Raw genomic sequence first — 17,452 nt, forward strand, 5'->3', positions numbered from 1 at the left:
TGTCGAGACTGCGTGCGGCGTGGCACGTGCACACGACGGCGGGAGATCCGGCGCTTCCTGCCGTCACCCGGGCGAGGACGCTGGTCGAGCGGGTCGTTCCCGCACGCCACGTCCAGGACCTGGACCGGGAGCTTCCGCTGCTCGTGATGCGGGTGCTGGAGCCGGTGGCGATGTCGGGCGGCTCCCGGTCGGCGCTCGGCCCGTCCTACGATCGGTCGGGCGAGTGGCTGATCCGGATACTCCAAGGTACGAGGGCGACCGATGACGGGGCGGCGACCCTCTGGTGGCCCGGTGCGGACCTGAGCCACGTACCCCTCAAGGTCTGGGCGGCACTGCCCATGCTTGCCGAGATCGACGACGTCCTGGTGGTGGGTTACCAGGCAGGCCCGGACGGGCTGCCGCTGCTCGACGGCCGACCCGCCGCCGACCACCAGGTCCTCGGTGGTGCCGCCCTGCTGGCCCAGCTCGGTGACACGCTGCGTACCGAGCTGAACGGCGGTGACCCGAGCCGGCAGCGGGTCTTCCTGACTCCGCTCGTCGACGATCCGGCGGTCGAGGACTCGCTCGACGGGCTGCGGACCGACCTCGCCGCGCTGGACAAGCGGCTGGGCTGGGGAGTGCGGCTGGCGGCGTCGGTGTCGACCGGGATGGACGAGACGGATTCGGCCGGCGGCGATCCGGACGACATGGAGATCACCGCGAGCCCGCCCGATCCGGCGGAGGAGCCGGTGCGGGTCGGGTCGTGGCCGCCCGTCCTCCTGTCGTCCCAGGCGTTCCCCCTGCTGCACGAGCAGGTGGCCATCGTGTCGCCCGAGTCGTCACCGTCCGGCTCGCGCGTGACCTCGCGGGCGGTGTCTCGGGCGGTGTCGCCGTCCGGCTCGCGGGCCGTGTCGCCGTCCGGTTCGCGGACCGTCCCCGCGTCCGTGAGCGCGACGGAGGCACCGGATGAGCCGGTCGCGCGGGCGATGGTGGCCCTGGTCGACGCGTATGCGCCGGGGCGTGCGGAGCACGACTGGGAGGTGACCGCGCCACAACCCGGCGGACCGGTGCCACGTGGCCCGCTGGCCGACCTCTTCACCGTCGAGGCGCTGTCCGGTTGGCCGGCTGGTGTGCTGCGCGCCGGGGTCGTCCTGCGTCCGGTCGGCAGCACCGGGGACCGGCGGTTCCGGTTGGTGGTCCGGGCCGAGACGGCGGGTTCCTACCGGCACCTGGAATCGGATGGGGACGTTCACCGGTACGGAGTGCCACTGCTGGTGACGGTGCGGCTGGAACACACCGGCCCGGTGCCGGTCGGGCCGCTGCTCGAGTCCGCGTCCGAGTTGCCGCAGTCGCGGGCGGTGCTGCTCGATCAACGGGTCGCGGTGACGGACGAGGTGCTGCGGCAGCCGGGAGTGCGGATCCGGCGCGGCGGCGTGGAACAGGTGGCGGCGCTGCCCGGCGGTCCGGACGAGACACTGGAAGCGCTCAGGCTCGCAGCGCTGCGGGTGCCCGAAGGAGCCGCGCTGCCCGGGCAGGTCGTGGTGGCCGGGATCGCGGCATCGGTGCGGGTGTTGCAGGACGCGGTGGTGGCCGAGCTGACCTCGGGCCGGTGGGCGGAGAGCTGGTCGGCGCGGACCCGCGCCGGTGTGCGGTCCCGTTCGGTGCTCGCCGATCCGGTCACGTTGGACGGGCTGTCCCACGCCCTGTCCGAGCCGGGGTTGGTCGACGCGCTGCGCGGGCAGCCGGTGGCGGTGGGCCCCCTGTCGGTCGGGCTGGCGGCGTTCGACGGGGTCCGGCTGGGTCAGGTGACCCGAGCGGGTGCTCCGGAGGTACGCGTCCGGGCGGGCCTGCTGGTGCAGGTGGCGCTGCGGGAGACGGTTCGACCTCCGGCGGGTCCGGCCGGGTCGCCACCGCCTTTGGCGTTCCGCCTGGACGGGGCGGTGGAGCTGTCGATGCCGCCGGAGTTGGCGGATCAGATCCTCGATGTGCGTACGCCGCCGTACGAGGCCGAGGCGCCCCCGGCGTATCAGCGGGCCGCGGCGTCGGCGTGGGGTGTGAGCGACGAACAACAGCGGCTGCTGACCGACGTGTTGGGCGGGCCGGGAGCCTGGGACCGGCTCCTGGAGAGTCAGCCGTTCGGGTTCGACGGCCCGGCGTTCTGGCGTCTGGCGGGGCTGCTGGAGGTGATCGACGAGAGCGGTCGGGTCCGGGATCGGTCGCGGTTGGCCGGGCTGGCGCGATGGGTGCAGGTCATCGAACGGGTGCCGGACCCGTCCGAGGTCGAGGCGTTGGCCGTGGGGGCGGTGCTGACGCAGACGCGTGCGGAGTTGTCGGCGGCGGAGAACGCCCTCCAACGGGCCGGAGAGGTGCTCCGCTCGTCGGCGTACCAGCATCGGTCCCTGGAGACCGAACTGCGCGGCCTCGACCGTCGGATCGCAGGGTTGTCCGCGACGGTGACCGACGGCGCGGCGGCATCCGAGCTCGCCGCCCTCCGCCGGGAGCGCGACAGGGTCACGAACGCGTTGCCGGCTGCCGTCGCGCATGAAGCCCATGCGTTGGACGAGTTGAGCCTGCGACGCGACGTCGACGCCCGGCTACGGGACGGTCTTGAACGTCTTGTCGCCGATCCGTCGGGGTCGGCACGGCTGGCGACCGTCCGGCGGGCCTGGTTCGCGATCGCCATCGAGCTCGGTGTCGAGCCGGGTGCCCTCGAAGTGATGAGCGGTGAGGTCGCTGCGGTGGCGGTCGGGCGCGGTGACGCCTCGCCGACGGAGTTCCTGGCCGACCTGCGGCGGCGGCTACGGCCGCTCGGGGTGTTCACCGACAACGACCTGGCGCTGCTGGCCGGCCTCGGTCGGCGGATGGCGCTGGGTCCATCCGACGTACCCGCCCTCGCGTGGCTCAACGATCGGGGTGTGCCGCTCGAGTTGGTGGACGGCCTTCCGGACGAGTTGGCGAACACGACGGTCACCTGGGCCTCGAAACAGCACCTCCGGGGCGACGACCCGGCATCGGTGGCCCGGGAACTCGGTCTGGCGGGCGCACCGGCGCTGAACGGGCTCGTCGACGTGCTCCGGGACGCCGCCGTGGCGGCCCGGCCGGTGGGTCGCGCCACGCAGCCGTCCGGGGACGACGATCGTGGCCAGTGGTCGGAGTCGATGCAGGACTGGTGGTCCGCCCTGCTGATGATCCGTGACCTGGTGGACGTCGTGGTACGGCGTTCGCCGGTGCCGATCATGAACGCTGAGCAGGGTGCGGCGGTCGCAGCCGGGGTGCTCCGGCTTGCCCAGGAACTGGGCTTCCGGACGCCTCGGCACCTCCTGCGGTATGCCGTGTTGAGTGCGCGGCTCGGCTTCCCGGTCACGACGCTCTCCGCGTACCTGCCGTCGCGGCACATGCGCCTGCAGGTGTACCGGTTGCTCGGCAACCTGCCGATGGCCGAGATCGAGGAGTTCCTGACCGATCTGGTACGGCATCGGCCGGTGGACCTCCAGCAGGGCGGGAACGTCTCGGTACCGCGCCCGGTGGGAGAGCGGGAGGCAGCCGCGTGGGCCTCCCGGTTCGGTGTGTCGGCCGACGCCATCCGGACGGCGGCAGCGAGTCCCCTGGTGGACCTGCCTCGCCTGGTCGGGTTGGCCGACCAGATGGGGTTGGCGGGCGAGCAGGCGCAGTGGCTGTGGACGGTGACGTCGCAGATTGGCCGGTTGGCGGCCGACCTGCCGAGGCTCGCGTACCGGGCGGGTACGCTGCCGCAGGTCCTGCTCGAATGGAGTTGGCGGATGGACGCCGACCCACGGGACCTGATGCCGTTCCGGTCGGCGCTACGCCTGGTGGCGGCCCCGGACGCGTCGGTGACGTACGCCGACCGGCTCACCGTCCAGGAACTGGTGGCGCACCTACAGAGCACCGTCGCTCACGGGATCGAGGCGTGGTGGTGGGTCCTGTGGGTCGGCGCGCACACGCCGTCCAGCGAGGGGCCTGACGGGCTCACTCCCGGCGAACTGCTGGACCGGATCCGGGCGTACCCGACGGGGATCTTCGAGAGCCCGGGGACAGAGAACGCGTCCGACCTCACCCAGATGGTCGCGGACCTTCCCGAGGACTACACCGCCGGTATCGAGCCGCTCTCGTCCCTGCCGACCGGGCGGAACGCGGACCACTGGTTCGGCGACTGGTTCGAGGAGCGTTTCGCCGTACCCGAAGGCTCCATCACCCGCGACATGGCGAGCCGGCCGTGGCTGGACCATCTCGCGGTGCTCGACGACGCACGCAGGCTCGGGACGGAACCGAGCGAGGCCCTCGATCACGCACGGCGGACCGGTGGCGGTGATCTGACCGTGATGCGGTCGGACGAGCTACCGGACGCTTTCTCCACCCCTGCCCTGACGGACCTGACCCGCCGGTGGGACCTGCGCCTCTACCAACTCGAACCGGTGATGCACCTGCTGGACCACGGCACAGCGGCCATTCCTGCCGACGAGTTGCCGGGACGTCTGCTGGCCCAGGTCTGGGGATCGGTGGAGCGAGTCCCGGCCAGCCAGTCCGCAGCCGTCCTGCCGATTCGGGCCCTGGCGGACATGGCCCTGTCCGCCGACACCTGGCCTCCGATGACCGCCGGTGACGATCCTCGGCTGCTCCGGTGGATGACCGGTGTGACGGGCCTGGACTGGACGACGGACACCGACCCTTCGCGGGCGACCACTCTGCGCCACCTGATCGAGGCCGGATATCTGACCGCACTGGGCAACCTGGCTCGCAGGGTGGGCCTGCCGCAGCACGAACGGGCGGCGCTCGCGAGCCGGCTGCGGATCAGCCAGGAGTGGGTGACGGCGCTCAGCCTCCGGATCGGCTCGGTGCCGACGCGCATCGTCGAGCAGGCCGCCCGACTGGGCGTGGCGGACCCCGCGCGCCTGTTCGCGCTCGCCTCCCTGCTCGGCGTCGACCCCCGCATCCTCGGCCCCGACGACGATCTCGGACGACTCAACGGCACACCCGGATCGGACCGCCTCGGTGCGGCGGGCGAGGTCGCCGCCACGATCCGGGCCCGGCCCGACTGGCCGGCCCGACGGATGCACGGCACCCTGACCGACGATCTGTTCCGGGTCGTGCAGTCGTCCGAGGTCGCACCGGCCCAGGTGGTGACGCTGCTGCGCAGGCTGCCCCAACTCCTGAACGACGACGGTTCGTGGCTCGGTCTGCCTCGGCTACTGAGGATCGCGGTGCGGCTGGGCGGGCGGCCTGAGCCGGTGGCGCTGTACGCCAACACGAACCGGCCACCGTTCGTTCCCGGCCGCCCACAACCCACCGACGAGCAGGTGATCGCCGCCTACCAGGAGTGGACGGAGCGCCTGCGCGACAGGTACGGGCTCGACCCGATCGACGTGTGGCGGGTGTGGAACGGCGACGGTTCCGCGATTCTCGCGCGGGGCGATGTCGCCGAGATCCGCCTCGCGGCGATCCAGCACGCGGGCGACGATCTGGCGGGAATGACGAGCCGCCTGGCCGCGAACACCGGTCAGGACGTGTTGGATGCCATCGAGACGGTGACACGCGGATCAATCCGTGGTGCCCGGGTGCCGTTCCTGCCGGACGTCGCGGTGCCCGACGGGGTGCACATCAGGTTCAGGGTGCGCCAACTGGCGGATGGACCGCGCGCGCGGCTCGCGAGGATTCTCGACGGTGTTCCCGGTGCCGCCTTCCAGCAAGGCGGATTGAGTTGGGACCACGTCAGCTTCACGTTCGCCTCAGACGGCGGTGGCTGGGCAGACCTGACGAAGGTGCTGAGAGCCTTCGGACCGAATCCCGGCAATCGGCCGCGCCAGGTGCACGTGGACGTGCGTCACGGGTACGGAACGGACCGCGCCGCCTACCTCCGACTCGCGCACCTCTACTACTCGCACAGCGACGTCCTGACCACCGCCGGAGTGGCACCCTTCGACGACCTCGACGTCTATCGCGCGCAGTTGAGCCTTCCGCAGTTCCCGACGTACGAGCACTTCCTCGCCTACCACGGCGCTGAGCGCGGAGCGTTGTGGATCGGCGCCGCACCGCGATCCGGCGACGTCATCCGGTTCAGGACCGGGATGGACGCGCCAACCGATCCCGGCACCGTCCAGGCGCGCGTGTTGATGATCGCGGAACTCGTCCGGTCGGCCCGACGCCCGATCGAGGACGCCGCCCTCTGGGCCCGGCAGTTCGAGCTTCCCGGGGCCCGCCGTCGTGCTCGCGATGGCGGCGCCGCGCGGGAGTTGGGAGCCGATGGGCGCTGGCTGGCCTCGCTGCACGCCGATCCGGCACTACGGGCCCAGGCTGCCCTGCTGATCCTGGCCGGTAGGGACGAGCCGTACCAGTACGGGTCTTCCCGGCCGGCCGTGCCGGGGCTGGGTCCGGTGTGGTCCGATCCCGTCGTCACGTCCGCGTCCGCCGCGACGTCGGTGGCGTCGAGCCCGGCCCCGGTGGACGACGACGGCGACGTGGAGATGGACGGCAGTCCGCCCGACCCGACCGAGGCGCCGGTGGCGGTCGGATCCTCGCCGCCCGCGCTCGTACCGTCCGCAGCGTTTCCCCTGGCGTACGACCAGGAGAGCCTGACCGCACCGGATCCGGCGGTGCCGAATCCGGCGGCGGAGGCGGCGACCCGCCTGGTTCGCACGTACGTGCGGAGACTCTCGCGGAGCCGCTGGGAGGTGGTCGGTACGCCGGGCCGATCGGCCGAGCGGTTGACCGAGTTGCTCTCCACCGAGCGCCTCAAGGACCTGTCTCCCGCGCAGCTTCGAGCCGGTGTGACCATGCGGCCGAGTCCTTCCGGAGAAGGCGGGGACGAGCGGTTCCGGTTGGTCGTGCAGACCGAGCCGGCCGGTGCCTACCGGCATGTCGAGTCGGCCGACGGTGCGCACCGATACGCGTCCTCGCTGCTGGTGACGGTGCGACTGGAGCACACCGGGCCGGTGCCGGCGGGGAGCACGGGCTCCGAACCGGTCACGGATCTGCCGCAGACCCGCGCGGTGCTGCTCGACCAGCGGGTCACGGTGGCGGACGAGGTGCTGGCGCAGCCGATGCCCCGGACGGCTCCCACCGGCGTCGAGCGGGTGCCGGCGCTGCCCGATGGCCCGCGGGAGACGCTCCGCGCGCTCGGCCTACGGCCGCAGTCGGTGACCGGGCACGACGTACGGAACGGACAGGTCCGGGTCAGCGCGATCGCCCCGACGGCGGCGCGGACGCTGCACGACGCGGTGGTCGCGGAACTGCGCTCGGGTCGTTGGGCGGTGCACCGGCCGGCGGGTGCCTCGGGTGGCGTGCGGGACCACCCGGTGCTGGCCGACCCGGCCGGGGTGGACGGGATCCATCACGCGCTCTCCGCGCCGGGACTGACCGCGCTGCTGCCCGGTGCGCTCGGCGGACCGGGCGCGGCGGCCGGTCCGCTCCGGGTCGAGCTGGCGATGTTCGGCGGGGTGCGGCTGGGCCGGTCCGGCCGAGGCGAGACCGCGCGCGAGCGGATCCGGGTCGGCTTGCTGGCGCAGGTGACTCCGGCGGGTTCGCCGGACGCGTCACCACTGGCGATCCGCCTGGACGACGCGGTGGAGCTGTCGGTGTCGTCCGACACCGCCGACCGGATCCAGCGTGACGCCCGTCCCCTGCACGAGGAGTCGCCCACCTACGAGCGGAAGTCACCGTCGGTGTCGGGGCTGAACGCCGAGCAGCAGGCCATGCTCACCGACGCGCTCGGCGGCTCCGACGCCTGGGACCACCTGCTGAGGAGTCAACCGAACGGGTTCGACGGCGCCGCGTTCCTGCGGTTGGCCGGGGCGCTGGCGGTGATCGACGAGAACGGTCAGGTCGCCGACGCTGACCGGCTGAACCGGATGGTGCGCTGGGTGCAGCTCATCGAGCGGGTGCCGGAGCCGTCCCAGATCGAGCCGCTGGCGTTGGCGGCGGTGCTGACCCAGGCGCGCGCCGCGTTGGCGCACGCGGAGGCCGAACTGGTCCAGGCCGAGAAGACGCACTGGTCGGCGGAGTACCAGCACCGCTACTGGCAGTCCAAGGCGACCGGCCTCGACCAGAAGGCGGAAGGTCTCCGGGGTCACGCGGAGGAACTGCGACGTCGGGTGCACCGACACCAGGAGTCGCTTCCCGACGCTGCGGCACCGGTCACGCGACTCGCCGACGTGCAGGCGGCACTGGCGACGGTGTCGGCGGACGTCGACAAGGTGCGCGCCGCGTTGGCCGGCGCTGCCGATGAGAGACGTCGTGCGGCGCGGGAAGTAGCCGCACTTCGCATCGAGGTCGCCGGACTCCGCCGGGAACTGGCGTCGCTGCGCGCGAACCCGTCGAGTGCGGTGCAGGTGCCCGTGGTCCGGCAGGCATGGTTCGCGCTCGCCGTGGAACTCGGCGTGGACCCGTACGCGCTCGAGGTGTTCGGTGGCGCGCTGGCCGCGACGATGGTCGGGCGGAGTGAGATCGCGGCCGGGGAACTGTCGGCCGAGCTGCGACGGCGGCTACGTCAGTACGGGGTGTACACCGACAACGACCTGATCATGTTGGCGGATGTCGGCAGGCGGCTGATCCTGGATCCGGCTGACCTACCCGTCCTGCGGTGGCTCAACGACCGGGGCGTGTCGTTGGAGTTGTTGGAGGCGTTGCCGGCCGACCTGTTGGTCACGGCCTTCAACTGGGCGTGGGAGCAGCATCATCGTGGTGATCCGGCTTCGGTGCCGGAACTCGGCCATCGCGAATCCGGTGAGCCGGACGGTTGGCCCGCTCTGCTGAGCGGTCGCCTCGGCTTCCCGATCACGTCGCTGCTGGCGGACTCGTCGTCCCGGCACCTGAAGCTGCTGCTCTACCGGATGCTCAGCGACCGACCGATGGACGACGTCAGCAGGTTCCTCGACTCGCTGACGCCGCCTCCGTCGTACCGCAGCGTGCCCCCGGTCAGCGAGGAACAGGCGGCCCGGTGGGCGGCCCGGTTCGGGGTGACCGCCGACGAGGTGCGGGTCCTGGCCGCGAACGCCTGGGCCGACCTGCCCCGCATGGTCGGTCTGGCCGAGCGGATGGCACTGGACGACGGCGAGGCGCACTGGCTGTTCGACCTGACCCGCACGATCGGCCGGGTGGCCACCGACTTGCCGAGACTGGCGTATCGGATGGGCGTGCGGCCGCAGGTCGTGCTCGAATGGAGTTGGCGGATGGCGGCCGACTCGCGGGACCTGATGCCGTTCCGGTCGGCGGTGCGTCTGCTGCCGACCACTCCGCCGCCGGTACCGGCGGAGAACCGGCTCTCCGTCGCGGAACTGGTGTCGAACCTTCGGGACAGCCTCGACACCGTGACCGACGCGCCGTGGTGGGCGTTGTGGATCGCCACGCACACCCCGTCGACCCTGGGTCCCGACGGACTGACGCCGGGAGAGCTGTACGACCTGCTGGGTGAGGAGACGCAACACGTCTTCGTGTATCCGGGGACGCTGAGCGCGGTGAACCTCCTCGACCGCATCAGGGATCCGTACCGGCCCCTTCGGGACTACGCGGAGATCAGCCCGTTGCCCGCCGAGCGGGCCGCCGACCAGTGGTTCGCCACGTGGTTCGGTGAGCAGTTCGGCGTTGGTGAGATGGTCATCCACCACGACCTGATGAGGCGGCCAGGTCTGGACCACCTCGCGGTACTCGACGAGGCCGCCAGGATGGAGGTGGAGCCGTCCAGGCCCCTCGAGTACGCCTGGTGGTCAGGCGGCGGGGACCTGGCAGCGACGCGTGCGTTCGGGTTGCCCGCCGGCGAGCCCCAGGCCGGGCTGATCGAGTTGGCCACTCAGTGGGGCGTGCACCTGCACCAACTCACACCGATCGTCCCCGTGCTGCCTCGGGAAGCCGATTTCTGGGCGCAGGGTGTCGAGCCGGTCATGACGAGCGTGCTGACCCGGATCTGGGGCGGTGCGGAGTCGATCCCGGCGGACAGCTATGAGGCGACGAACCTGCTGCTGACGTTCCTGACCGACCAGGGGATCAGGGCGGATCGCGATTGGGTGTCCAGCGCCCATTCTCTGCGGGGGCTGTGGCTCACCTGGCAGTGGGGACTGGACTCCACTGCGGAGACGGAGAGCTTGAGACTCTTCGACGAGTTGTCCTCGGAGAGTAATGGCAGTTACCTGGAACTGCTGCGAGAACTCGCGAATCGGATGAACCTGTCTAAGCTGGCACGAACGGCGTTGGCCGACCGGCTGGGGATCAGCACGGGCTGGGTGGACGCCTTCAGCCTCCGGATCGGGACGGTGCCCGACGGGGTCGTCGACCAGGCCCGCCGCCTGGGGGTGACCGATCCGGCCCGGCTGTTCGCCCTCGCCGCCATGCTCGGCGTCGACCCGAGGGTGCTCGGACCCGAAGACGGTCTCGACCGGCTGAACGAGGACTCCGGCGACGCTCGCTTCGATGTCGCGTACGACGTCGCCACGTCGATCCGGGCCCGCTCCGACTGGCCGGGGCGGTCGTCGGGCGACACGATCACCGATCGGCTGTTCCGGTTGGTGAAGCGGTCGTGGACCATCCCGTCGAACCTTCCGACCCTGCTCAACGACGACGGCAGTTGGCTCGGTGTCGACCGGTTGCTGGAGGTCGCAGAGCGGCTGCACACTGCACCGGAGTCGGTGGCTCTGTACGCGAACACCCAGCGGCCACCGGCCGTGTCGGGCGATGGGCAGCCCACGACCGAGCAGGTGGTCACGGACTACCAGGCGTGGGCGGAGTCCGTATACCAGAAGTACGCCCTCGGTCCGAAGCAGCTCTGGCGGGTCTGGAACCGGGAGGGCACGGCGTCTCTCCACCGTTACCACGTCCGCGCGATCCAGGCCGCCGCGCTGGCGTCCGCAGAGCCCACCGAGGCCACCGAACTGTTCGACCGGTTCACCGCCGGTGCCAACCCGCTCCGGGCGGTAGAGGAGCTGGCGCGGGCGCGCGTACCCGGCGCCTGGCTGGTGCCGTTCCAGCCGGAGGCACCCGAGCCGGCCGGGGTGACGATCTGGCTGTCGCTGCGGTTGTCCACCGGCGGACAGTCCCGTGAGCTGCAAGAACAGGTGGCAGAGTATCCCGGCGCCATTCTGCTGGGGAACGATCTGCTCTACGAGTTCGGCGCCGGTCGCGGCGACTGGGCTGGACTGGCCCGCCTGGTGGAGATCGTCCCTCGGCAGGTCGCCGGGGAGTCCGTGATGATCTCCGTGCGGTCCGGGTACGGCATGGACGCGGCCGCCTACCTCCGGCTGGCTCACCTCTATCACACGCAGGCCGACGTGTTGACGATTGCCGGACTGACCCCCTTCACCGACGAGAGCGCCTACGCGGCCAGAGAGTTCGACTCCTTCGAGGAGTTCCTCGGGCACCACCGCGATGGCTCACTCCTCATTCGCGCGAACTGGCGCTCCGGCGACCATGTCGCGTTCGTCCTGGCTCCCGGTCAGGTCTGGCCCGGTGTCCTGCAGGCCCGCGTGCGGATCGCGGTGGAACTCGTCCGGATCGCCCGGCAGCCGTTGTCGCCGCAGTGGTGGAGCCAGCGTTTCACCGGCCCCGGCTTCCAGGACCCGTCGCGGGCGGGCGGCCCACGCCGACTCGGGGACCGGGCACACCGACTGATCGAGCTGCTCCCCGATCCAGCGCTGCGGGTCCGAGCGGCCGGGCTCGTTCTCGGCGGCCCACAGGTCCGCCACCACGCCGAACCACAGGCATCGGGGCTGGGGCGGGTACTCGCCGATCCCACCCTCGCCCACACGCCGTTCGCGGCGCCACCGATGCCGAGCCCGGATCGCGTACGCGAGATCCTCGCCTCCGACCCGTCGACGTCCGGCCTCGACGTCGAAGCTCTGACCGCCCGGCTGAGCAACGCCACCGACGAGCGGGACGAGCGGGTCAGCTGGCAGGAGGCGGTGCTCCGCGCGGCGATCCACGGGAGGGTGGATCTCGCCGGCCTGCTGACCGGGCAGCTCTGGCCGGTTCTGGCCCGCCAGCTGATCACCGGCCGGATGGCGCTACCCGACGAGGTCGTCCGGACGGCGTACCGCTTCGTCGCCCAGACCTCGGACGCGGACTGGACGAGCCTGCTCTCCGAGCGGATGCCGCGGCCACTGTGGAACCTCACGGCGCCGAACCGGGTGGACGAGGAGGCCGCGGACGGGCGGGGCGACTGGCCCGACCTTGGTGTGCCCGGAGCGCGACCGCCCGCGCAGAGTCTGGTGCCATGGTTGCGGGGCCGTGTCTCGGTCGGCGAGGACCCGTTGCCGTACCTCGTCGAGAACGCGTTGGATGGTCTGGCGGGACCCGACACGGGCACCACGTTCGGCCTGCAGCTCGTCATCGAACAGGAGGATTCCGCAGACGCCGCGTCGCACGGTGCGTACGGTGAGATCAGCTATTACATGACCCCGGTGTGGCAGGGCCTCCGGGAGGCCGTACCCGGTGTGGGGCTGATCAGCGAGGTGGTGCACCCAGGGGGGTACCGACTCACGGCACAGGGACTGGTGGACAGCCCTGCGGTGTGGCGGGCCCTCGGTCTGTTGATCGACACGGTGCGGAATCTGACCGCCCGGGCAGAGCTGCCGCTCACCATCGACGTCGAGACCGCCGCCACGCGAAGCGGACTCTTCTCGCCCGAGGCCCTCCACCGGGCCGCCGAGACGTACTCGGAACTCCTGCAGCGGATGTCGTCCGGCCCGGACCGCGCCGCCGTCAGCACGCGGACCGACTCGGAGCGCATGTTCGAGAGCACCGGCGACGGTGTGCGCACCACATCGATGCCGCTGCACCTCGCGTTCGGGCTGGCCGGACTACAGGCCCGGCTGCGGGTCGTGCTCGCACTGGTCCGGGCGGCGGAACGCGGCGGTGCGGGGACCGACGGGGGCGTCCCGTCGCTCGGTGACGGGACCGGGCGGTTCGATCCCGACCTGGTCTGGCTCGACGACTGGCTGCTCGACCTGTCCGGCTGGACGGATCTGCACGCCCTGCTGGACACGCTGGACCTGGACCCGCCGGGAGCCGTGCAGGTCGCGACGCTGTTCCAGCTGACGTCGTGGTATCCGCCCGGCGAGGAACGAGTAGGACTACCGCGTGGGATCCGGTGGATGCCGGATGTGCCGCTGCTCACGCTCGACGAGGAACACCCGGCCGCGTTCCTCGCTGCGGTCGTGGAGAGCAACCCGGAGACCCCCGTCCGGGACATCGTGCGGGAGCGGGCTTCGCACCGACTGCCGCTGCGGTTCCGGCACGGGCTCTACGCTCGGTTCCACGCGTTCGCCGCCGCGCTCCCACCCGACGCGGACCTCGGATCCGCACGCGCCGTGCGGCGCAGGGCAGCCGCGAGAGTGTGGAACGAGCTGGACCGCAGCAACGAGCCGGTGAGCGTGTGGCACGAACGGTTCCAGGCGCAGAACCGGCTATCGGCGTGGACCTCACCCACCTCAGTCCCGGCCGTCCCCGACGCGTACGAGTCGGCCCGCTCGGTCTGGCTGGCCACTCCGGCCCGTCCGGAGGCCGCCACCGCGGAGGACGTCGCGGCGCTCCGGACCGCAGCCGGCTGGTTGGACACCGTGCCGTCCGATTCCGCCGCGCGCCTGCAGCACCACATCGGCACATGGCTGGCACGACAGGACCCGGATCGGTTCTCCGTGTCGATGCCCGAGATGCAGGTGCGGCCGGGCCGGTGGGCGCAGCACGGTCTCCTCGGTGCCGTCATCGACGCCGCCCGGTGGCAGGGTGTCCGCCTGCCGTCCGGTGTCCGCGCACCGGGGCGCCTCCGCCGCCACGTGCTGGCGCAGATCGCGCAGCACGACGACCTCGTCCGCGACCTGCTCGGCGCGGGACCGACACAGCTCGCCGAGGAGGTGCCGCCCGGAGCGTTCGTCGATCTGGTGTCGAGCCTCCCGGCGGCGGCCCCGGCGCCCGAACCGACCGCGCATCGACGGAGCATCGTCGAGGAGAACGTCCGGCGCGAGCATCCGGGGATCAGCGATCAGGAGTTCGCGCACCGGGTCCAGGCCGCGCTGGACGGATGGCTACCCGAGAACCGGCGGCAACACCTGCGCGGCCGGTTGCTCCAGACGCAGGAGACGGCAGCTCAGATGCGCCAGGCCGTGATGGCCAGCGTCGGACCGCGTCCGACGCTGGCCGCCGCGTTGCGGCGTGCCATCGACGGCCGGGCGGGCGATCTGGCGGGTTACCTGGGTTCCTGGGAATCCCGCAGTCCGACGGCGAGCCGGCACCTGGTCGTCCTCCTGGCTCGTGCACTCGACATCGACATCGTGATCCGCAGCGGTGCGATCGCCGAGAGCACCAATCCGGGCGCGCGTCCGGTTCTGCACCTGGACCGGTCGGCCGGCACGGCGTACCGGCCGTTGTCGCCGGTCGGGACCGAAGCATCGACTCCCTCCGGGACGCCGAACCTGCCGCGGCTCGACGCCGCCGACCCCGAGCTGACCACCGAGGTGCGTGCCCGGGCCCGTGACCAGTACGCGGCGCTCGCCGGTGGCGACCCCGCGCGGTCGCAGGCGTGGACGGCGCTGACGGACCTGCTGACCGACTGGGTCGGCCTTCCTGAACTCGCCGTCGAGGTGGTGCCGGGGTTCGGCTCAGGTGTGAACTACTCACAGTGGGCGGTGCAACTCGGTCCCAGTTCGGTCGACCACGACCTCGGCGCGCTGTTCGCCGAGATTCTGCGCGCCGAGCAGCGGATGCTCGTGGAGCAGGCGTCGTACGCGGGGAGCGCGAACAGCGAGTCGTTCGTCAGCCCCTTCACCGAAGATCGTGTCCGGCGTCTCATGCGACAGACGCTCATTCCCGGCGATCGCCGCTTCGGTCCGGCGGTGCAGATGTGGTCCCCGGAGGACGAAGGGCAGCGAGCTGAGCTGCACGCCGCATTGTCGGCCGCCGATCGCTGGTTGATCGCCGAGAATGCGCTCACCGCCGGGGGCGGTCAGGTCTCGGCACGACTGCGGGGACGCCTGGTGCGTGACCGCAGCCGGGTCGAACGGTTCCACGCCGACGCCCTCGCCATGCTGCACAACCAGCCGATCGAGACGCATGTCCGGGCCCTGCAGGCCCGGCTGAGTGCCGGCGGGTCCGTCCGGGACTGGCGGGTGGGGCCCGACATCCAGGTCGACCCGGACTCGGGCGTCGAGGTGACGTGGTTCGGTGCGGCGGGCGTCCAGCTCCGACCGGCGGGCGGTGCCGTCGCGCCACAGCACCGTCTGGTGCATCCCGAGCGGCCGATCGTGCTGGTGCACGCGACCTCGATAGCCGAGGCCGCACAGATCCTCGGGCGGGTGGCCGCCGGACTACCGGCGAACGCCCTCATCGAGCTGGTCATGCCCCGTCCGGTGGACGTGACCCGGGCGATCACCCTGGCCGGTCTGCTGCACGCCGACCAGGAGCTGGCACTGCGGCCGGACCTGATCACCCGTGGGGCACGGGAAGACCACCTCGTCGGGTACTCGCGGGCACACACTCGGGCGGTCGAGCCGTTCGTCTCCTACTACACCGTGCACACCGAGCCGCAGGCCGAACCGCTGTCGGTGTCGTACCTGAGGCAGCTGCCCCACCTGGGCGGCGGTCGGTTCGCCCTCGTGCCGGGCTGGACGGTGGTTGCCGAACCGCATCGGATCTGGATCCGGCCCGACGACGTCGGCGACACCGTGCCCACCTTCGGCCACGAGTCGGTCGCCATCGGCAGTCCCGGAGCCTCCGTGCCGTGGACGGTCGTCCGGCTCGGAATCTGGTTCACCACGTGGTGGGCCGCGCAGAACGGCATGAACATCGGTGATGGTCTGTGGAAGGTGTACGGGAACGTCGCCTCGCCACCGGCGATCCGCAGGCTCCGTGACGTGATCGCCGCCGACCCGGTGGACGCGATGGTGTGGACTTCCGCCTTCACTGTCGTCGACCTCGACGGGATCGATCATCGCCTCGGCGGCGAGGACGGCTTCCTGCCGTTCCTGCTGCTCGACCAACTGATCGGCGTCGCGGGCGGCGACGGCGACACCGACCCGGACCGGGCCGTCGAACTGCTGACCGAGCTGACGCGTCGGCTCGGCCTGCACGACGGCGGTGAGGGCGACGAACCCGACCGGGTTGCCCGGATCTCTCTGCTGGGCATCGCACTCGGCGTGCACGAGGCGCACGGCATGGCGGGGCTCACGGAGGACCGTCTCAGGGCCGTGGTGGACGAGGAGCGGCTCAGTAACACCGAGACGGACCCGGACGACTCGGACGACGGCTCGATGGACGCCAGCGCGCCCGCGCCGGCCGAGGAACCGGTGTCGGTCGCCGCCCCCGGGGAGGCCCCCGGGGACGACATCGGGTGGCAGCTTGACGCCGACGGCACGTACAAGCATCCCGACAACGAAGCCGACGACCTTCCCGAAGCACTGCGCGAGAACCGGTCGTCGCCGCTCAACGAGGTGGGCTTCCTGGCGGCGCTGCGTCGCCTGGTGATCGCCCGGACTGCGCCGGAGCAGGTGCCGACGGAGAACGAGTGGGTCGACCACCTGCTGCGTCGAGCCACCCGGGACATGGAACTGGCCGATGGTCGGTTCACCCCCAGCCTGACCGAGGTATCGCAGCGTCTGATGTCCCGCGAGCCGGATTTCCGGCTGCAGTTCTTCGTGCGGGAGGCGAACGACGCCCCCGTCAGGGCGCAACCGGTGCAGGGCGACAGCGGTGACGTCTTCTACCTCTACCACGACGTAGACGGAGACTCTTTCGACATCTACTTCCTCGGTGAGGCCGCCCGCCTGATCGAGGACATCGCACGACCCGAGCCGGTGCCCGGCCTCGCGCGTCGGATCCGGCAGGCACGACTCGGCATCCCCGCCACGGTGACGCCGGGCGGACGGTACGCGTCCGACTCCGCCAGCGGCTACGACCCGACTGCGGCGACCGCGACGGCCCGGCAGTGGCGTCGCACCGTCCTCTGGCTGCGGTCGCTCGCCGTGGACGGGACACCACTGGTCGAGCAGGAGGTGATCGAGCAGATCGACCTGCTGCACGGCGAATCGCGGACCGTGATGGAGGCCGGCTGGTCCGTGCTCCGGCGGCGGATCGGCCAGGCATGGCAGTGGGCGACGCGACCCGGTGTCGAGATGCAGACCCCCGGCAACGGCCCGCGAGAGCACGCGGGCCGGCTGGCCGGTGGGCTCCACGCGGACCTGGCCACCTTCCGGGGTGAGCTGGCCGAGGCGGTCGACGCGGCCACGCAGGAGAGCCCGGAGAGCCAATCGGGGGGCCGTCGGGGGTCCGCGTTCAGCGCGGTGGGGTCGGAGCCGTTGTCGGCTGACGTGTCATCGGTCCTGGTGGCGCCGATGCGGGACACCGGCGGTTGGGACCTGCGCCCGGACGGCGGCTACCAGGCGGGGGAGGCCGCCGGACTGCCCACGGGTCTGTGGTTCGACGACTCGGACGCACGCTCCGAGCAGAGCGAGGACGACCTGCTCCGGGTGGGGCGCGAGTTGCT

The 17,452-nt window shown here is 71.8% G+C and carries 1 protein-coding gene (running past both ends of the window); it reads left to right on the forward strand.

Every position in this 17,452-nt window falls within one protein-coding gene, locus HUT12_RS03475, for a hypothetical protein (protein WP_176092455.1), read on the forward strand. The gene is 51,489 nt long; 12,535 of those nucleotides lie to the left of the window and 21,502 to its right, leaving coding positions 12,536-29,987 in view (codon 4,179, partial, through codon 9,996, partial); the first complete codon in view begins at position 3. Both the start codon and the stop codon lie outside the window.

This window comes from Verrucosispora sp. NA02020, from assembly GCF_013364215.1.
Classification (GTDB): Bacteria; Actinomycetota; Actinomycetes; order Mycobacteriales; family Micromonosporaceae; genus Micromonospora.